Origin of the sequence: Legionella drancourtii LLAP12 (genome assembly GCF_000162755.2) — a bacterium.
Lineage (GTDB): Bacteria > Pseudomonadota > Gammaproteobacteria > Legionellales > Legionellaceae > Legionella > Legionella drancourtii.
This window is the reverse complement of record NZ_JH413814.1, coordinates 9,869-28,899: the sequence shown is the minus strand read 5'-3', so window position 1 is coordinate 28,899 and position 19,031 is coordinate 9,869. Positions and strand designations below refer to the sequence as shown.

Here is a 19,031-nt window from a genome sequence, read left to right as displayed (position 1 = left end):
TAATTCCTATTGTTTGTCTTGAATTTTCATAATTTTTTGTGCTAAAGCTTTTTGATAAAAAAAATGCAAGAGCTGATTAATTTTACGGTCATGAGCTAAATGCTTAGGATAGATGGCATAAAGCGTAATGTCTGGGGAAATTTCTTGTGGTAATACGGGAACTAATAGGCCCTTTTTTACTTCTTCCGTTACTGAAAAATAAGGGGCCCAAATAAGGCCTACGCCTTCAACGGCAGCCTGTTTTAAAACAGACGCATTATTACTTTTAAAATTTCCGGAAACATGAATTATTTTTTTATTGAATATCCACTTATTCTGCAAGCCATAGAGCGTATTCACTAAACAATTATGTTTTGCCAATTCTTCAATTGTGTGCGGATTCCCATATTGCTTAAGATAAGCAGGCGAAGCAAATGTATTTCTCTGGATGGAAAATAATTTGCTACAACTAAGTTTGGGATGTTTAATCACCTCAAAGGAGAGCGCCAAATCAAAGGTAGATGAATAAATCCCGACATCTTCTGAACCCACCAGAATATCCATACTAATTTTAGGATGTTTCTGCATAAACTCTATGCTTAATGAGGTTAGATAGGGTATTGCAGGGGTTACTGTAAGATAGAGTTGAATGGTTCCTTGTAATTCTGCTTTTCCAGGATTCACAATAGCTTTAACTTGTTCTAGTTGTTCTAAGAGAACCAATGTTTTCTCATAAAGGCGTTGACCAGGCTCAGTCAAAACTAAGCGTGTTGTAGAGCGGACAAATAGGGCGATGTCAAGCTCTTCTTCTAACCAGCTGATTTGTTTGCTCAGTTTCGAAGGTGATATGTATAAAGAGCGCGCTGCCGCAGAAAAGCTCTTGCAGTCCACCGTTGCGGTAAAGCTTTTTAAACAAGATAAAATATCCATGTTAAACGTTTCTTAAAATGAGCATGCTAATTGTATTTATAGTCTTCTAAATAGATTTTGCAACTAAATCAAGGCACTAAAAATTTCCATTTTGGGAAAAATTGTTTTCGATAGAACAATTTTTTGAATATGAAATATTGAGGTGAAATTAAACCATTAATGGTTGGTTTAGAACACTTATTCATGCCTGGAAAACGAAAAATGCGGACATTCCTCTACTTAATACAACGCCATGGTTGCTTGGATATGTAATTATTCCACATAAAAAAAGCAATAGAAAGATACAAGTACAGCGAGCTGATCTAAAAAGGTAATTTCTGGCTTCTTAAATGTTTCTAAACTCAGAAGCGGTCTTTAAATGCAATTTCTAATTGAGTTTAGGGAAGGAGGAACATTATACTTATCATTTTATATTGTAGGATGCATAATGAGTAAGCTAATCTTATTAGGTGTGAATATTGATCATATAGCTACAGTACGACAAGCACGTGGTACTCGTTATCCAGATCCCGTCCAGGCTGCCTTGGATGCTGAAGAAGCGGGTGCCGATGGAATCACGCTGCATATGCGCGAAGACTTGCGCCACATTCAGGCACGGGATGTACGGGTAATAAAACAAGTATTGCAAACACGGATGAATCTAGAGCTGGCGGTTACGGAGGCAATGCTTGATTTTGCAGAAGAAATTTCTCCAGAACATACTTGTTTGGTTCCAGAAAAACGTGAAGAATTAACGACAGAGGGTGGCTTAGATGTTTTAACGCACCAAAAATCTGTTGAGCATGCGGTGAAACGTTTGCAGGCTATGGGCAGTGAAGTGTCCTTGTTTATTGATCCTGATCCGCATCAGATTAAAGCTGCGGCAGAGATAGGCGCCTCTGTAATTGAATTGCATACCGGTTGTTATGCGGATGCAACCCATGTTGAGCAGCAACAGCACGAATTAAAACGGATTAAACAGGCCGCTGAATATGCCGCCAGTTTAAATCTTACTGTAAATGCAGGCCATGGTTTGAATTATCACAATGTGCAGCCCATAGCCGCAATTAACGAATTACTTGAACTTAACATAGGCCATGCCATTATTGCTCGCGCTTTATTTTGCGGAATGAAAGAAGCAGTAAAACACATGCGTCAATTAATGCTAGAAGCGAGGCTCTATGTCAACGACTAACATGATTGTTATTCGTATAACCGGGGATTCAGGAGATGGTGTGTAACTGGTTGGTGAGCAACTAACCGTCAGTGCAGCGCTGACCGGCCGTGATGTTCGTACTTTACCAGATTTTCCAGCAGAAATCAGGGCGCCAGCAGGAACTGTAGCTGTGGTGTCTCTGGTTTCCAGTTGGCCATGGCAGAACAGGCTATTTTTACCGCGGGTTTAGTGGCATTAAACCTTGCCGCGTTGAAAAATTCTTTGCAGCATTTGAATCAGGGTGGTTTATTGATTATCAACGAAGACAGCTATCAGGATAAAGATTGGCAAAAAGCAGGGATGGATAAGCGTTTTCTTGATAATTGTGCTGAACACTACCATATTGTTTCTTTCCCCTTGATCACGCAAACCCAGCAAGCAGTAGCTGCACTGGAATTAACAAAGCCGCAGGCAACCAAGACCAAGAATTTTTATGTTTTAGGGCTGGTATTATGGTTATTTGATTTACCTACTAAGGCTTATGAAGCATTCATTACGAAAAAATTTAAAGCAAATCCTGTAATTGCCAAAGCAAATGAAGCGGCTTTAGTAGCTGGCTACAATTACGCGATGACCTTAGAATTGGCACGTCGTGATTATATGCTAGGTGAGACAAATCGCCAGGTTGGTGAATACCGACAAATTACTGGGGTTGAAGCAATAGGTTTAGCACTGGCAACTGTGGCAACACACACAGATACCCATGTTAGTCTCTGGCTATCCAATTACCCCTTCTTCGGCTATTTTGCATGAATGTGCGCGCTTGTCGGATTTTGGGGTGCAATTATTACAAGCAGAAGATGAAATTGTGGCGATTTGTGCATGTATTGGCGCAGCTTATGGTGGAAGACTGGCTTTAACCTGTACTTCGGGGCCAGGTTTGGATTTAAAAAGTGAGAGTCTTGGCCTCGCAGTAATTGCTGAATTGCCCTTAGTATTGATTGATGTACAACGTGCCGGTGCCTCAACAGGGTTACCCACCAAAACAAGCCAAAGCGATTTACGCCAAGCTTTATCATGGTGAAGCGCCTTTGATGGTGGTTGTTTTAACACTGTGTTAGAAGCATTTTATTTGGCAACAACGCTAAAATTAACACGGAGCATTGCGGAGGAAAAGCCAGGATATTATGCAGCCCATCCTAATCCGAGTTCCTCAAGTTAAGCCCAACAACAGAGCGAAGCGACCTTCCTCATATTGGGCTGCACCGGGGACATCCTCCCAGTTTATACAGTTCGTTTAGTACCAACAAAAGAATTTTATTCCATTATGCGGCATTTTCTGCACGTAATTATATCTATTTTATGATCCAATATTACCCACTTAATATTTCTTTAATACAAGTGGATTAAAATTGACTTCTTGTTTGTTAAATGAAAATATTATGGGCAAAGTAAATATTAACTTTATTACTGGGTGTTTAACTGAACTCGTTGGTGAGCTCCAATCTCCAGAAAGAGAAATAGCGGAACAATCTTTATACGATGCCATAGAACAGTTAAAAAAGAATAATTTTAAAAAGTCTTATGATGCTGCATTACAGATTTATCAGCTAGCGGGTAAACTCATAGACGATTTAAATCAGTTATATCACAGCGTTCTTTTTGCTGAGGATGTAGTTACCGCTAATTCATTGGTATTTATTCATCAAGACTCACCCTATTATAAATCAATAAAAGAAATTTCCATGGCTTTAGGCTTTGATATTCGAAGCCATCATTTAAGTGAGAGCTATTGGACAAAAGATTATTTGGTATCCACCGGCGAAGAAGTGATTGCACCAATTAAAAAGGATAGCGGCTATATGACCCCTTTCTTTATGGAGCAAGCAAAATTAAATACTCGTCTTTATTATCAACCACTGCAGATGAATGAGCATCATCACTCTAAGCTTAATCTGAAATCATCTACTGAGTGGAATGATAGAGCCATTGATGTATTAAATGAAACTACGTTAGTGCACAAAACAATGCTTGAAGGGGGGAATTTTTTCTGTGCGATTAATCCGCTTGGCGAACGTTTTTATTTAATTGGTGAGAATGTTCTTTCAGACACTATGGCCTTTAACAAGGTGTCACGTGAAGAGGCAATACAGCTTATTACAGAAGAACTTTGCTGCCCACAAAAGAAGTTACTTTTTATTCCACAATGGACTTATCATCTTGATTTACAAATGGCTTATCTTGGAAAAGGGCAATTTATCCTTCATTCCTTTGAGCAACCAGAAATAGATTTTGGCTTAGATAAGGAAGAAAAAATTAAAGCTAATGCTACCTTTTCTTTTCTTAAAGAACAATTTGAAGCGCGTGTTATTAATACGACATATCAAATACTGGAAGAACATGGATTTATTGTTAAGAAAGTATTTGGTTGTTTATTTTATCTCGATGATTGTTCCAATGTTGAGCAACTTAAATATGTCCCATACTGCAAAAAATCAGATGGATTTGATGGGGTTTTGGCTTTGATGATGAACGGTATTGCTGCTGATTTAGGGGAAAAAGGACGCCATTTTATGGTCCTTCGTTGTGATCTCAATGAATTTAGAATGCAATTTGAGCAATCCTTAAGTTCTTTGGGCATGAGTCAGGTACATCAAGTAGATCTGCTTGATGCTTATGATTGGTCTGGTAATTTTGAGGGGATGTTGATGGGGATTTTGGGAGTACACAATGTGACTCAAATTGCAGCAACGATGAATGGCTCCTTGCGTTGCCAAACATCTATAGTGAGCAAAAATCTTACCCTTGATAATAATTTAAGACATCGGTTCTTCACATCTGATGAAAATACTCCGTGTGAGGAAATTAGTGTTCAGTCTGGACTAAGGTTTAGGCACGGATCTAATTAAATGCAGTGTATTGTTTGAGCTACCTTTTACCCAACATGCAAAAAAAATCCCGGTCGAAACCGGGATCAGGTAGAGGAGACCGGTACAATCTAATCGCGGCCTGAAAATGCACTTAATATATTGAGCAGGCTGACGAACAAATTGTAAATTGATACGAAAAGCCCTACTGTTGCTGAAATGTAATTTGTTTCGCCATCATGGATTATCGCACTGGTTTGCAATAGGATTAATCCGGAAGAAATCAGGATAAATGCAGCGGAAATAGCTAATTGTAATGCAGGAATGTGGATGAATATTCCTGCGACCATTGCTAACAAAGCCACCATGGTACCAACAAAAAGAAATCCACCTAAGAAGCTGAAATCTTTCTTCGTTGTTAATACATAACCTGATAAAGCAAAGAAAATTACGCCAGTACCACCTAAAGCAGTAGCAACCAGCTGTGGGCCATTAGAAAAATTATGAATATAAAAACTAAGCACTGGACCTAGAGTGTAGCCAAGGAAGCCGGTGAAGGCAAAAACACTAACTAATCCCCAGACGCTATTGCGTAGCGTTTGTGTTAAAAACATTAAACCATAAACACCAACAATCATGAGCAATGGGTTCATGGGGCGAGCGCCACTGGTAAGAGACAAATAAGCTGTGGACGCACTAAATAAGAACGTTAAGCTAAGTAACAGATATGTATTACGCAGTACCTTATTGCTTGAAAGCACTGATTCCTTGCGCTGACTGATTAGCGTGACATCATTGCGGTTCATCGTGTAGAACTCCTCTTTGTTTATATTTAGTCTAGCATATGTATAGATATGTTGCCTATATTTCAAGTAGTTCGAGGCAAAATCGTTAATAAATTTTGCCATAACTGAAACTTCCTTGTTTGTAGCTGGGTATTGTTGCATCACTGGAATTGTATCATTAATTTTGTTTTGAGAATCTATACTACTCTATAGTATGATGAATTAAATTTTTGTAGGGGCTATTGCCGCAGCCACTGCCATTAAGTTAAGGATTTTAGGCTTCAAATTTATCAGAGCCTGTCGTCCCCGCATAGGCGGGGATCCATTCTTCACTGGCTATAATGCCAATTCATGGATGGTTTCCCGCCTGCGCGGGAATGACAGATTTCCTTAACTTAATGGCAGTGGTTGCAGCAGACCCCAGTGAATTGAGGCTCATTATGGCTCGTGTTGCATTGGCACAAATGGTTTCTTCAGCAAACGTGGTTGAAAATCTGCAACAAGTTGAAAAATTGATGATTCAAGCACGTGAAGATGATGCCCAGCTGGTCTTATTACCTGAAAATTTTGCTTTTATGGGGCGTCATGAAACCGATAAATTGCATATTGGTGAAGTCTATGGTCAAGGACCAATTCAGGAAAAAATAAGTCAATTGGCAAAACAATTAGGTTTGTGGGTTGTTGCAGGCACTATGCCTTTGAAAGGGAGTGGTTCCAAAGTCAGAGCCAGCTGTCTTGTTTATGATGAGCAAGGCTTATGTGCTGCACGTTATGACAAGATTCATTTATTTGATGTTAGTGTATCGCCACAAGAAGCTTACTGTGAATCAGCAACTATCGAGCGCGGCCATGATCTTGTTGTCGTGGATACTCCTGTTGGTAAAATCGGTTTAACTGTTTGTTATGATTTGCGTTTTCCGGAACTGTATCAACAACTACTCATACAAGGTGCGCAGTTATTTACCGTTCCTTCTGCATTTACTGCAGTAACCGGTCTTGCTCATTGGGAGGTATTATTAAGAGCAAGAGCCATAGAAAATTTATCGTACGTATTAGCCGCAAATCAAGGCGGGCATCATGAAAACGGACGTTCGACCTATGGGCATAGCATGATTATTGAGCCATGGGGGGCAGTGCTCGCGCAGCAAGCGGATGGAATAGGCGTAGTGACCGCGGAAATTGATTTGCAAGGTCTACAGCATTTGCGAAAAACGTTTCCAAGTGTGGACCATCATGTATTAAATTTAAAGGGTAATTAAATGACAGAAGCTCTAACTACAGCAAAACAAATTTTACTAGCTCCCGCATCGTTGGATGAAACTGGTATTGAAAAATTGTTTAAAACAATGATGAGCAATCATATTGATGATGCGGATCTTTATTTTCAAAGTTGCAGTTCTGAATCCTGGTATTTGGAAGACTCGGTGGTCAAAAGCGGTAGCTATTCCTTAGATCGAGGCGTGGGTATTCGTGCAGTAAGTGGCGATAAAACCGGTTTTGCTTATTGTGACGATATCTTATTGCCATCCATGCTGCGTGCAGCAGATGCGGCACGTTCGATTGCACTGACGGGCGCTAAAGCCGTGCAACCTGTTCACGTGAAAACCATTGCTGAAAGCCGTTATCGTGGTTTAAATCCAATTGAAGGAATGAGTAAGCAAGAAAAAATTGCCTTATTGGAAGCGATTGATAAAGAGGCCCGCAGTATTGACCCGCGCGTGATACAAGTTAATGCTTCGCTTAGTGGCTGCTATGAAGTAGTTATGGTCGCTGACATGCATGGGCAGATGGTGGCTGATGTTAGACCTTTAGTTAGCGTCAACGTCAGTGTTATTGTCGAAGATAAAAATGGCCGACGAGAGTCAGCGCGTTCAGGCGGTGGCGGTCGCATGGCCTATTCTTATTTTACTGAAAAAGAAAATGCTTTAAGTTATGCCCGTGAAGCAGTGCGTGAAGCGTTAATTAATCTGGACGCAAAACCTGCCCCAGCAGGAACAATGCCTGTTGTTTTAGGCCCAGGTTGGCCCGGTGTTTTATTACACGAGGCTGTCGGCCATGGTTTGGAAGGTGATTTTAACCGTAAAGGCTTATCTGCTTTTTCTGGGCGTATTGGCCAGCAGGTTGCTGCACCTGGTGTTACTGTAGTTGACGATGGTACTTTAAAAGAGCGACGCGGCTCATTAACCATTGATGATGAAGGAACAGCTTCTCAATGTACTACCTTGATTGATAATGGGGTGCTGGTTAATTACATGCAAGATAAATTGAATGCAAAATTAATGGGAATGCAATCCACCGGTAATTGTCGTCGTGAATCTTATGCACATGTGCCTATGCCGCGCATGACCAATACGTATATGTTAGCTGGACAGCATGATCCTGAAGAGATTATCCGTTCTGTAGAACGTGGTTTGTATGCGGTGAATTTTGGTGGGGGGCAGGTAGATATTACTTCTGGCCAATTTGTATTCTCTGCGAGCGAAGCCTATCTTATTGAAAATGGAAAAATTACGGCACCGGTTAAAGGCGCTACACTAATTGGCAATGGTCCTGATGTCATGAAAAAAATCAGTATGATTGGTAATGACCTGGCATTAGATCGTGGGATTGGTGTTTGTGGTAAGGAGGGTCAATCGGTACCCGTAGGCGTTGGTCAACCTACCTTAAAAATAGATGCTTTGACTGTAGGTGGTACTAGTTAAAATATCGGGCCGATCGTAGCCCGGATTAGCACAGCCTAATCCGGGATTGCGGCGCAAAGAATAATATTTTTTCCTCGGATGGATGCTCCGCTTAGGTGCTCAAAATAAGCCGGTTTGGGCTCGGTCTAGTGACATGTCAACAGACCTTAATAAGAAACTAAAACTTGTTTATAGGAAAAAGTTTGGTAATAAGGGACTATTTTTTTGTAGGTCATCAATTAGATATTATTATGGATAAAAATACCATGTCTAATCATCATTTTCTTCAAAAAGAAAATACTGTCTTGGGCGCTGTGTCTTCATTTTTATTATCTCGTACTGTTTTCATACACTGTACCATTTTTGCCATTCTGGCGTGGTTTTGCTTGCCTAATCTAGGGCATGACATGCTTGAAAATTACGCATGGGGACAAACCTTTGAATGGGGCTCCTTCAAACATCCACCACTGTTTAGTTGGATAACCCGTTGGTGGTTTATGCTCTGGCCCACAACCACCATAGCATACTATGCGTTGTCCTATTTAAATAATGCGCTCGCATTATTAGGCATTCTGTGTTTATCAAGACAATTGCTCCCCAATAAGGAGCAATCTAATCTTGCTCAGACGCAGTTATTTTTATTCTTGGTTCTGCTTTTCTGTCTTTTTGCCTATCCCTATAACCTTTATGCAGTAAAATTTAATGCCGATACCATCTTATTTTCCTTGTGGCCTTGGACTGCTGTTGCATTCCTGGCTTCGCTGGATACGACCGCTTCATTTAAAAAATGGCTATGGACTTTATTATTCAGCGTGTTAGCAGCTGCGAGTATATTGGGTAAATACTTTTCAGTGGTGCTTTTATTTACGTTATTTATTATTTCGATTGTCGAGCAACGTTATCGAGCTTGGTATAAAACCCCATTTCCATATGCCTGTTTGGCATTGTTTTTATTATTATTAACGCCTCATATTGCCTGGGAAGTGCGGATGGATTTTCCCTTTCGCACCTATACTTCCCGCTATTTAAGTACGATCCCCGAAAATAATTTTACATTATGGGAATGCCTGTCAAATATAATTAATTTTTCATTAAGTGGCATTTATTATTTTGTCCTCTCCTGGACTACTTGGTTGATATTAAGACAGCGTACTCCTAAGTCGTCTGCTGCGCCATGTATCGAAAAGAGCAATAAGCGGGTTTTAAATTACCTCTGCTTTCTGCCCATTTCGCTTATAATCGTAAGCGCTGTTGTTTTTAATATTCATTTAATGGAGCGTTGGGCTACATCAGTTTGGTTTGCATTACCTATTTTGATGGCTAATCTATTGAGTAAACATGTTGATTTAGTTAAAGTCCCCTTAACTGTCTTGCTTAAGAGGTTAACGTATTTTTGGGCTTTTACCGTTACTTTTTTATTGGTTTTTACTTTATTTGTAGCGACATACCAAGCTCAGAAAGAAAATCGCTTAGATTATGCGGAAGCCAATAAAGAAATGGCAGTAGCTATTGCACAGCAGTTTGAAAAAAAGTTTCCTGGGAAAAAATTTAACTGGCTTAGTGGCTTTAGTTGGCCGGATCATCCTGCTGCTTTGGCTTTTTATTTGCCAAATCATCCCCGTGCAGTACCTTTTTTTCCTGATCAAATGCCGGCACTGGTTAATCCACATGCAACATGGAATCAAGAGTATGGTGCAATTATTTGTGGGAAGAATATTAAAGATGATGTTCGTCTTATTACAGACTGCATTAATCGAACCCATGCATGGCTTGCATCAAAGCATTTGCCAATCAATGAAGAAATGATCGCCTATCATGCGCAAGGTTGGCGCTATTTTAAAACCGCCGAAAAACAAGTGGTTGTTTTTTGGATTACGCCATCGGTAGCGTAATTGCCTTGGTAATTTTGATGCCAAGGCATTAAAATGGTGCTGCACACCTTCTTATCCCGGACTCATGTTAACTTATATATCTTTTAAGAGATTAACTAATAGATTGATGGAGTTAGCAAGAGTTAATTGTTCTTCTTCACTTAAAACCTGAAGATTTTCATGTAGTCGATTATGGAGAAGATAGGGGGCTGCTTTTACAAACTCATTGCCTTTTTCAGTAATGTCAATGTAAATAATGCGGCGGTCTTTGCTGTCTCTGGTTCGGCGAACAAATTCTTTTTCTTCTAAACGATCGATAACGCCTACAAGTGTACTCATTGAGAGATAAACTTTTTTCGATAAACTGGATAAGGTCATGATTCCATTTTCATGAATTTCATATAAACAGACAATTTGTGGAACAGTTAAGCCATAACATTTGTTTAATCGTCTGGAGTGATAATCCATCTGTTGCATGATCTTGCGCAAGGCCAGAATAATGCTTTTAGAGCGTTGTTCTGACTGAGGGGTTTCAGGTTTTTGTTCTTCAATTTGCTCTTTGCCGATATGAGTCATAAACGATCTTTTAAGTATTTAAGGTTGAAATGACCCCGTTAAATCGTTAGTATGATAAATGATTTGTGTACGAATCATATCAACAATGATTAATATTTACGGGAATTATCTATTGTATCCAAGTATTAAATATAACTATAGAAGCGCCTGCAAAAATAGTAGCGGATTTAACGTTCAAAATGCCAAATACCTTGGCAACTCTCAAAATATTACCTATAAAGGGAGGATTAATAATGCATAAAAAAATCAATAAATCCTTAAAGCCAAACAAATTGGCTTCTCAATCAATGCATACCTCAGAAGCGGATGAAATTTACTTTAACAGTAATGGTATACTTACTTTAGGAGTGGAAATTGAACTTCAATTGATTGACCCTGAAAGCTATAATCTGTGCGCACGAGCGGAAGAAGTGCTAAAGGCTACCACTCATCTTGAAAAAGTTAAACCAGAATTTTATTTAAGCACGATTGAAGTAAATACTGGTAAGTGTGTTGCAGTTCAAGACGTTGAAGACGACCTTTACACAACCTTAGCTGCATTGCAATATGCTACAAAAGACTTGGGTATTCTATTTTCAACTACGGGATCGCATCCATTTTCCAAATACACTGATTGGATGGTTTCACCAACAACACGCTATCAAGAGTTAATTGATCGTAATCAATGGCTCACTCGACGTATGAGCGTGTATGGTTTGCATGTGCATTTGGGTATGGCTAGTGGTGAAGAATGCATCCGCTTTAATAATTTTTTTATGTATTTTCTGCCTCATATGCTCGCATTATCTTCAAGTTCGCCTTTTTGGCAGGGTATTGATACAGGATTGGCTTCATGTCGTCCAACGACCTATGAGGCGCTTCCGACAGCAGGACAGCCTTATCCAGTACGTAGCTGGCAAGACTTTGAATACCTTTATAAGAGTTTGAAATCTTGTGATTCAATTAAATCACTTAAAGATTTATGGTGGGATCTAAGACCAAGTCCAGGTTTTGGTACCCTGGAAATTCGTGTCTGTGATGGTACTGCTACTTTATCAGAAACATTAGCCTTGGTGGCTTTTATTCATGCTCTTGCACATTGGTTTACGGATAATGGCAGTTGGCTTGAATCTGTAGCATATCCGCCCTATTGGCTGGCGCGAGAAAATAAATGGCGTGCTATTCGTTATGGTTTAGATGCTGAATTAGTGATGAATACGGATGGTAAAACTAAATTAATGCGTGAAGACCTACAGGAGTGGATTGAAAAATTACAACCTTACATTGAACACTTGGATTATCAAACTTATTTTTCCACCCTCCAGGCGATTATGGATTCGGGTACAAGTTCGGAACGCCAAAAAAAAGTGTTCGAGCACAATCATTGCCTCAAAGACGTAGTTAAGCACAATGCCAGTGAATTTTTATTACAAGTGCCTTTATACCGACGTGAAATGGTTGTAGCCTAAAAAGAACCTAATGTTAATTCTCCGTGACTAATTAAGGGATTGATTATGCCAATAAAAAGTTATTCATCTAAAAAAATAGGGGTGGTAGAGGTTTGTCATGACGCAAACCAATACACTATTTGTTCGGCACGATTAGTACTTCGCTCATTTAATCAAAATGAAGAATCGTTCTTAATCGAACAGTATGCCGCCTTATTGGGGAACTCTAAAAATGTAGCTCTATTCGGTGAAGGCAAGCCTTGGACTTTGACTCAGGTTACAGAGTTTGTCCAAGGTGAGATGAAAAAATGGAACGATAATCAAAAATTTGCGGTGTTTACTATCTTTAATAAAGAAACCAATGAATTTATGGGTTGTCTCAATATTGATCATTCAGTTGCTGGATTTGCTAAAGTGGGAGTGGGGCATGAGAATGTTGCTGAGATTGGTTACATTATTGACCAACCCTTTTGGGGAAAGGGATATGGTACTGAAATTGCTATTCTTGGTAAGAAATACATAAAACATATTGTTACAGAAGCCCCCACAGACTCACTTGAAGGTTTGATTAGAGAAATAGTCGCTACAGTTCATCCAGATAATATTGGATCAAAAAAAATTTTAGAAAAGACATTAAAACGACAAGAAGAGGAAGAGTTTGTTAAATTTGGTGGAAAACGACGTTTTCTGTTTTTTAAACCTTTTGCAGTAAGTAATATTTTAGGAGAAATAGAACAAATGTATTCTATGCGCTAAATCATAAGTCTTATGAATTATAATCTCAGTGCGATGTGTTATTATCAAAGCGCAAGGGCTTATTTCTTTTAAAATGAAGATGTTAAATTCACCATTCACTAGATGCCCCGGTAAGCCGAGGCATCTAGGTCGTGTGAACCAATTGTCAATACTCTTTCCTACGCTTTAGCCATTAATTTATTCAGTAATGAACTGATTTCAAAAATACGTTCTTCAGGAGTTTCACTGTCTAAGGTAAAGCGTAGGCGTTGAGGACCTTCCATTTGGTAGCGTTTAGCATGAACTTGGATCAGGCTAATTAATGCGCCAGGATCAATAGAAGGCTGTTCACTAAACTCCAATTTACCTTGTTGAGCACCCGCACTGATTTTTTGAATCCCCATATCCTGTGCTTTTAATTTTAATTCGGTGATCAGTAATAAATGTTTCACTGGCTGCGGTAATAAACCAAAACGGTCGATTAATTCAATCTGCAGCTCATGTAATTGTTGTTTATCTTTCGCATTGGAAATTCGTTTATACATGATTAAGCGGTTATGAATATCCGCAATGTACTCTTCAGGAATAATCGCGCTAATGCGTAAATCAATTTCAGGGCCTTGATACATTGGCGCTGATAATTCAGGGATTTTTCCAGCTTTTAAATCACTGACTGCTCTGTCGAGCATTTCCATAAATAAATTAAAGCCAATTGCATGCATATTGCCGCTTTGATCTTCACCTAAGAGTTCGCCTGCACCGCGAATTTCCAGATCGTGTGTTGCCAAGGTAAACCCTGCACCTAAATCCTCGAGTGAGACAATGGCTTCCAGACGTTTCACCGCATCTGAGGTTAACAGTTTTTCATCAGGTGTTAACAAATAAGCGTAAGCCTGATGATGTGAGCGCCCAACGCGACCACGTAATTGATGTAATTGGGCTAAGCCAAATTTATCCGCTCGGTCGATAATAATGGTATTGGCGGTGGGGATGTCGATACCGGTTTCGATAATCGTAGTGCAGACCAGTACATTAAAACGGTGGTGGTAAAATTCAGACATCACACGTTCTAATTCGCGCTCACGCATTTGTCCATGAGCGCTGCGCACTTTGGCTTCGGGAACTAAGGTTTGCAGATCCTGACAAATTCGCTCAATGGTTTCTACATTGTTATGCAAGAAAAATACTTGTCCACCTCTTAAGATTTCCCGCAAAATGGCTTCACGGACGACCGAATCTTTTTTCTCTTGCCAGAAGGTTTTAATGGCTAGGCGTTTCGCTGGTGGTGTGGTCATTAAAGAAATATCTCTAATGCCTGCCATGGCCATATTCAGGGTTCTCGGAATAGGGGTTGCCGTCATGGATAAAATATCAACATGGGTGCGCAAGGCTTTGATGTGTTCTTTTTGTTTTACGCCAAATCGATGTTCTTCATCGATAATTAATAAGCCCAGATTTTTAAAGGCGATATTACTTTGGAATAATTTGTGGGTGCCAATGACTATATCGGTTTTTCCTGACTTTAATGAGGCAAGTACGCCTTCGGTTTCTTTGGCTGAGCGAAAACGAGAAAGTAATTCAATGTTCACGGCAAAATCAGCAAATCGATCTCTAAAGGATTCAAAATGTTGTCCTGCTAACAGCGTAGTGGGGACTAAGATACAGACCTGTTTATTGTTTTGTACGGCGACAAACGCAGCGCGCATGGCTACTTCTGTTTTGCCAAATCCTACATCACCACAGATCAGTCGGTCCATTGGCCGTGACGATTGCATGTCCGTGATGATTTGGTTAATCGATTGTAACTGATCAACGGTTTCGGTAAACGGGAAGGCACTGGCAAATTTGATGTATTCACTATGGTTTAACTCGTACTGATGCCCTGGTTGTGCTTCTCTCTTGGCATAGAGGTCGAGTAATTCGATCGCCACATCATGAATTTTTTCGGCAGCTTTTTTCTTTTCTCTTTGCCATTGATCTGAGCCTAATTTATGTAAAGGTGCGTGTTCACTATCCATCCCGGTATAACGACTAATCAAATGCAATGAGGTAACGGGGACATAAATCTTATCTTCGCCGGCATAGGCAAGCACTAAAAATTCACTGGCGGCGCCATTGCTTTCGATATGCTGTAATCCTTGATAACGCCCCACACCAAATTGCAAATGAACTACCGGAGCACCTAGGCGTAGCTCGGCCATATCACGAATAATTAAATCAGGATCGACTGCTTTTTGTGTGCCGCGACGTTGTGGCGTGCTTTGTTCACCGAATAATTGTGATTCAACAATCAAAACAGTTGTGTTTGCAGTTAATTCACAACCTAAGGTTAGGGCGCCAGTGCTGATGTTAATTGGGGCTGTATCATGGATAAAGTCGTGCCAGGATGCTTGTACTTTTGGGAAGATGCCACTTAGTTTGAGTAAATCAAGCAATACTTCACGTCGTCCGGCACTTTCAACTACGATCAAATACCGACGAGAGGTGTCGGCGCAATATTCGCGGAGATTTTTTAACGGCTCTTCGGTCTTTCTATCTATAGGTAATTGTGGTGCTTGGGCAATATCAAAGTTGATTGCACCTTTTTTCTCTGAGGCATGATGGAATAAACGTAACTGTTCATACTCATTCGCTTTGGTTAAAAGTTCTGTTGGATTAATAAAGCAGGCGGTTGGTGTCAAAATCGGACGGCTTACATCATGGCGTCGTTGCTCATAGCGTTCACTTACTTCTTGCCAGAATTGTTCTGCATTATTTTGGATGTTTTCAATTAAACATACTTTGGCGTTGGTTGGCAGATAATCAAAAAAGGTCACCGTTTTTTCAAAAAACAGGGGTAGGTAATATTCTATGCCTGAGGGGAATTGTCCCTCACTGATTGCTTCATACAGCGGACAGTGGCTCGGATTACCTGGAAATAACTCGCGAAATGCGCGGCGAAATAAGAGTTGGCTTTGTTCATTTAGTGGAAATTCACGCGCAGGTAATACGTTAATTTGGGTGATTTTTTCTATGGTGCGCTGTGTTTCTGGGTCAAATTTTCTCAGACTTTCAATTTCATCGTCAAACAATTCGATGCGAAAAGGCAAGCCTGAACCCATGGGGTAGACATCGATGATCGAGCCACGTAAGGAATATTCACCATGTTCCAAAACTTTATTTGCGCTGTGATAACCAGATTGTTGCAATTGGTTTCTAAAGGCGTACAGATCCAGCGTTTGTCCTTCTTTAAGCATGAGGGCGTATTGATTTAAAAACGCAGGCGGACACAAGCGGTGCATCAAGGTGCTTGCTGACGTGATGACAATGGCATTGGTGACTTGTTGGATGCGGCTTAACGTGTAGAGTCGTTCCGAAATAATGTCTTGATGCGGCGAAAATTGATCATAAGGCAATGTTTCCCAGTCAGGGAAGAATAATAATTCCTGGGGCGAATGCTGTTGGTCTAAAAAGAACTCTAATTCAGCCTGTAATTGATTGGCACAGAGGTTATCTTGAGCAATCAATAATTTGATGCCAGGAGTTTGCTGACAGTACTCAGCCAAGGCCAGTGGTAGACTGCTTCCTTGGAGTTGTGCCCAAATTTGTTTGGCTTGCGTGGGTTGGTAAAGTAGCGTATTCATGGTCATGACTTATGCAATCGGCTTGAAAAAATAGCTATTATACCTTTGTATTGCTTTTGTTGCACTTAATTTGCTGATATTAAAAAATACGTAGGTTGGGTCAAGACCCAACAGTCGATCTATTAGGCTAGATGGCCCAAACTTTATCTATTTAAAAATTACTAAATTGGTTTTAACTTAACGTTCGGATGCGAAGTTCTTGAGCATTGGCGCGTCGCTCAGGCACAGTGTAGCGAAACTCAGGAATTTGATGTATGACCTGTATAAACCTGTTTGCAGAGAAAAAGTATTCGCACCTTTGCTATTCGTTAATTTTATATTAATATAGTTTCCTTTGGAAACTATATGGTCTTGTTATGAAACAAAATAATCAAAATGTAGACGCGCTTCGTTATTATGCGCGTGAGTTAATACGAGAATTTGGATTCTTAGGCAATCCTTATCAAGCGCTCAATTTAAATTTTGCAAAAGTACACCTATTGCTAGAATGTGAACAACAAGGAGTCATCACCCAGCAAGTATTGGCAAATAATTTAAGATTGAATAAGTCTTACATTAGTAAGTTGGTGAAGTCATTAGAAAGCAAGCAATTATTAATAATCGTGAATTGCCCCTCTGATAGTCGGGTAAAAAATATTTCGCTAACACAGGAAGGTAAGGAATTAATTACACAAATTAACCATGCTGCTCAGGCACAGGTGCTCACTGCGTTGAATTATCTGGATGAGCAAGGTGTTTCTACAATAAAGCAAGGATTGAATTTATATGCAAATGCCCTTAAAAAATCTCGCCGTTTGCAAGGTATTCGCTTTCGGCCTATTGAAAAACGCGATAATACTAATCTTAGTAACCTTATTAAATTGGTATTAACAGAATTTGGTGCCAATAAACCTGGGTTTGCATTTTGTGATGCTGAACTTAGTATCATGTTTGAAGCATATCAGGGAAAAGATAAAATTTATTTAGTTGCTGAAAAAGCAAATGAATTATTGGGAGGAGTTGGCATTGGGCCACTGTCTGGAGTCGATAAGTCTATCGGTGAATTAAAGAAAATGTATTTATCTAGTGCTGCGCGAGGATTAGGGGTGGGGGATGAGTTGCTTCGGCTTGCTTTAGCTGCGGCAGCAGAAAAAAATTATTATACGATTTATTTGGAAACACTATCGAGTATGACTCAAGCAATTTCCCTTTATCGCCGTCATGGATTTGAATTTTTAAACGCTCCTCTAGGACAAACAGGGCATTTTAGTTGCGATACCTGGATGCAGAAAAAAATAGTGTAGTGTCTCTATGAGCAAGGGCGCGTGTTGGATAATTCCTCCATAAGCCTTCTTGGTAATCTTGATGCCAAGGCGTCGAGATGTCGCTGCATATCTTCTCACTGCCATTAAATCGCTGGTTCAGATAAGCAGTGCTTCTTCAGTTGCTGAGGTATTATTTTCAATTAATTCTAACTCATCCAACTGAATATCCACTGATTCAATTTTCTGAAAGCGAGACGTAATTTTTTTCGCTGAAGTGCTTACCTCGCCGACATCTTGATGCGCCAAATTAATGTGCTTGGATAATTTATCCATGCGTTTTTCAAAACGTTGGAAATCATCAGCCAAAGCATGTAAATGTTTTTGGATGATGTGCACTTGCTTGCGCGTAGCATCATCTTTGAGTACTGCTTTGGCGGTGGTCAATACGGCCATCAAAGTGCTGGGAGAAACCAGCCATACTTTTAAGCGTTGTGATGTGGCAACCAAATCCGGATAATTGGCATGAATTTCCGCAAAGATGGATTCTGCGGGAATGAACATCATGGCGCCATCGGTGGTTTCATTCGGAATAATATATTTTTCAGCAATGTCTTTAATGTGTTTTTGAATATCTTGCCGAAATTGTTGCTGCAATGATTTTTTTTCAATTGAGCCTGGCTCAATGTTAATCAGACGCTGATATGTTTCCAGCGGAAACTTGGCATCAATGACTACATTGCCTGTAGGTTCCGGTAAAAATAAGATACAGTCAGCCCGTTTTTGATTGCTTAAAGTATATTGCATTTGATAGTGGTTAGCAGGAATCATATTGCTAATTAATGTCGATAATTGCACTTCACCAAAAGCACCACGTGCTTTCTTATCGACGAGTACATCTTGCAAACTAACCACATGGCTTGATAGTTCGGTAATTTTCTTTTGTGCTTCATCAATAATGGTTAATCGTTTCACCACATCGATGAAAGTTGATGAGGTTTTTTCAAATCCTTCAGTTAATTTGTTATTCACTTGCTGTGTCAAACTATGCAGATGTGAGCGAATTTCTTCTGTAAGTAATTGTAAATGTGAGGTCAGTGAGCTGGCATGTTGTTTAAAACTATGGCTTATTTGTTCACGCACATCGGTCATTTGTTTTTGGACGGTGTCATGGATTAATT

13 protein-coding genes and 1 pseudogene are annotated in these 19,031 nt (G+C 39.8%); 9 read left to right on the top strand and 5 right to left on the bottom strand.

Features of this window, described 5'->3' with window-relative positions:
* Nucleotides 1-6 precede the first annotated feature (6 nt).
* Nucleotides 7-909 (bottom strand): LysR family transcriptional regulator, encoded by a 903-nt coding sequence (locus LDG_RS06570; RefSeq protein WP_006870436.1) that lies wholly within the window; start codon nucleotides 907-909, stop codon nucleotides 7-9.
* A gap of 427 nt (nucleotides 910-1,336) precedes the next feature.
* On the opposite strand from LDG_RS06570, the gene pdxJ reads away from it, so the two are divergent.
* The 3 genes and pseudogenes from pdxJ to LDG_RS06555 all read left to right on the top strand — a co-directional run bounded on the left by pdxJ (nucleotide 1,337) and on the right by LDG_RS06555 (nucleotide 4,953).
* Complete coding sequence (pdxJ, locus tag LDG_RS06565) at nucleotides 1,337-2,083, top strand: pyridoxine 5'-phosphate synthase (RefSeq protein WP_006870435.1); 747 nt, start codon at nucleotides 1,337-1,339, stop codon at nucleotides 2,081-2,083.
* Nucleotides 2,084-2,129: 46 nt separating this feature from the next.
* Nucleotides 2,130-3,182 (top strand): annotated as a pseudogene (locus tag LDG_RS20605) (2-oxoacid:acceptor oxidoreductase family protein); the annotation flags it as partial.
* A 304-nt stretch (nucleotides 3,183-3,486) separates the two neighbouring features.
* On the top strand, nucleotides 3,487-4,953 hold the full coding sequence (locus LDG_RS06555) for a hypothetical protein (protein ID WP_006870432.1): 1,467 nt from the start codon (nucleotides 3,487-3,489) through the stop codon (nucleotides 4,951-4,953).
* 89 nt (nucleotides 4,954-5,042) lie between these two features.
* On the opposite strand, the gene LDG_RS06550 is transcribed toward LDG_RS06555, so the two are convergent.
* A complete protein-coding gene (locus LDG_RS06550; protein WP_040534749.1) occupies nucleotides 5,043-5,717 on the bottom strand; it encodes a Bax inhibitor-1/YccA family protein in 675 nt (224 codons plus the stop codon).
* Nucleotides 5,718-6,136: 419 nt separating this feature from the next.
* Between LDG_RS06550 and LDG_RS06545 the strand changes: the two genes are divergently transcribed.
* The 3 genes from LDG_RS06545 (at nucleotide 6,137) to LDG_RS06535 (ending at nucleotide 10,269) form a co-directional block, all read left to right on the top strand.
* Nucleotides 6,137-6,955: a carbon-nitrogen hydrolase family protein gene (locus LDG_RS06545; protein WP_040534770.1), complete on the top strand. Its 819-nt coding sequence runs from the start codon at nucleotides 6,137-6,139 to the stop codon at nucleotides 6,953-6,955.
* Complete coding sequence (gene tldD, locus LDG_RS06540; RefSeq protein ID WP_006870429.1) at nucleotides 6,956-8,398, top strand: metalloprotease TldD; 1,443 nt, start codon at nucleotides 6,956-6,958, stop codon at nucleotides 8,396-8,398.
* 182 nt (nucleotides 8,399-8,580) lie between these two features.
* Complete coding sequence (locus LDG_RS06535; protein WP_006870428.1) at nucleotides 8,581-10,269, top strand: glycosyltransferase family 39 protein; 1,689 nt, start codon at nucleotides 8,581-8,583, stop codon at nucleotides 10,267-10,269.
* A 72-nt stretch (nucleotides 10,270-10,341) separates the two neighbouring features.
* Here the strand turns inward: LDG_RS06535 and LDG_RS06530 are convergent, their stop codons facing one another.
* On the bottom strand, nucleotides 10,342-10,824 hold the full coding sequence (locus tag LDG_RS06530; protein WP_006870427.1) for a MarR family winged helix-turn-helix transcriptional regulator: 483 nt from the start codon (nucleotides 10,822-10,824) through the stop codon (nucleotides 10,342-10,344).
* Nucleotides 10,825-11,057: 233 nt separating this feature from the next.
* On the opposite strand from LDG_RS06530, the gene LDG_RS06525 reads away from it, so the two are divergent.
* Both LDG_RS06525 and LDG_RS06520 read left to right on the top strand, forming a co-directional pair.
* The gene (locus tag LDG_RS06525; protein WP_006870425.1) at nucleotides 11,058-12,272 is read left to right on the top strand and encodes a carboxylate-amine ligase; all 1,215 of its coding nucleotides are present in this window, start codon (nucleotides 11,058-11,060) and stop codon (nucleotides 12,270-12,272) included.
* Nucleotides 12,273-12,317: 45 nt separating this feature from the next.
* Entirely contained in the window at nucleotides 12,318-13,007 is a 690-nt protein-coding gene (locus LDG_RS06520; RefSeq protein ID WP_006870424.1) for a GNAT family N-acetyltransferase, read from the top strand.
* A 158-nt stretch (nucleotides 13,008-13,165) separates the two neighbouring features.
* Here LDG_RS06520 and mfd read toward each other — a convergent pair whose 3' ends face one another.
* Nucleotides 13,166-16,615 carry a transcription-repair coupling factor gene (gene mfd / locus LDG_RS06515; RefSeq protein ID WP_006870423.1) on the bottom strand — a complete coding sequence of 1,150 codons (3,450 nt, stop codon included), beginning with the start codon at nucleotides 16,613-16,615 and terminating at the stop codon, nucleotides 13,166-13,168.
* 350 nt (nucleotides 16,616-16,965) lie between these two features.
* On the opposite strand from mfd, the gene LDG_RS06510 reads away from it, so the two are divergent.
* Entirely contained in the window at nucleotides 16,966-17,892 is a 927-nt protein-coding gene (locus tag LDG_RS06510) for a bifunctional helix-turn-helix transcriptional regulator/GNAT family N-acetyltransferase (protein ID WP_006870422.1), read from the top strand.
* A 117-nt stretch (nucleotides 17,893-18,009) separates the two neighbouring features.
* On the opposite strand, the gene LDG_RS06505 is transcribed toward LDG_RS06510, so the two are convergent.
* The coding region (locus LDG_RS06505; protein ID WP_040534747.1) for a DNA recombination protein RmuC at nucleotides 18,010-19,031 on the bottom strand (1,022 nt) is incomplete at its 5' end.

Excerpts from the sequence above, each read along its gene's own strand:
- LDG_RS06550 (WP_040534749.1), bottom strand. The coding sequence starts at position 5,717 with ATGAACCGCAATGATGTCACGCTAATCAGTCAGCGCAAGGAATCAGTG.
- LDG_RS06555 (WP_006870432.1), top strand. The coding sequence starts at position 3,487 with ATGGGCAAAGTAAATATTAACTTTATTACTGGGTGTTTAACTGAACTC.
- LDG_RS06525 (WP_006870425.1), top strand. The coding sequence starts at position 11,058 with ATGCATAAAAAAATCAATAAATCCTTAAAGCCAAACAAATTGGCTTCT.
- LDG_RS06570 (WP_006870436.1), bottom strand. The coding sequence starts at position 909 with ATGGATATTTTATCTTGTTTAAAAAGCTTTACCGCAACGGTGGACTGC.
- LDG_RS06530 (WP_006870427.1), bottom strand. The coding sequence starts at position 10,824 with ATGACTCATATCGGCAAAGAGCAAATTGAAGAACAAAAACCTGAAACC.
- LDG_RS06545 (WP_040534770.1), top strand. The coding sequence starts at position 6,137 with ATGGCTCGTGTTGCATTGGCACAAATGGTTTCTTCAGCAAACGTGGTT.
- LDG_RS06510 (WP_006870422.1), top strand. The coding sequence starts at position 16,966 with ATGAAACAAAATAATCAAAATGTAGACGCGCTTCGTTATTATGCGCGT.
- tldD (WP_006870429.1), top strand. The coding sequence starts at position 6,956 with ATGACAGAAGCTCTAACTACAGCAAAACAAATTTTACTAGCTCCCGCA.
- mfd (WP_006870423.1), bottom strand. The coding sequence starts at position 16,615 with ATGACCATGAATACGCTACTTTACCAACCCACGCAAGCCAAACAAATT.
- LDG_RS06520 (WP_006870424.1), top strand. The coding sequence starts at position 12,318 with ATGCCAATAAAAAGTTATTCATCTAAAAAAATAGGGGTGGTAGAGGTT.
- pdxJ (WP_006870435.1), top strand. The coding sequence starts at position 1,337 with ATGAGTAAGCTAATCTTATTAGGTGTGAATATTGATCATATAGCTACA.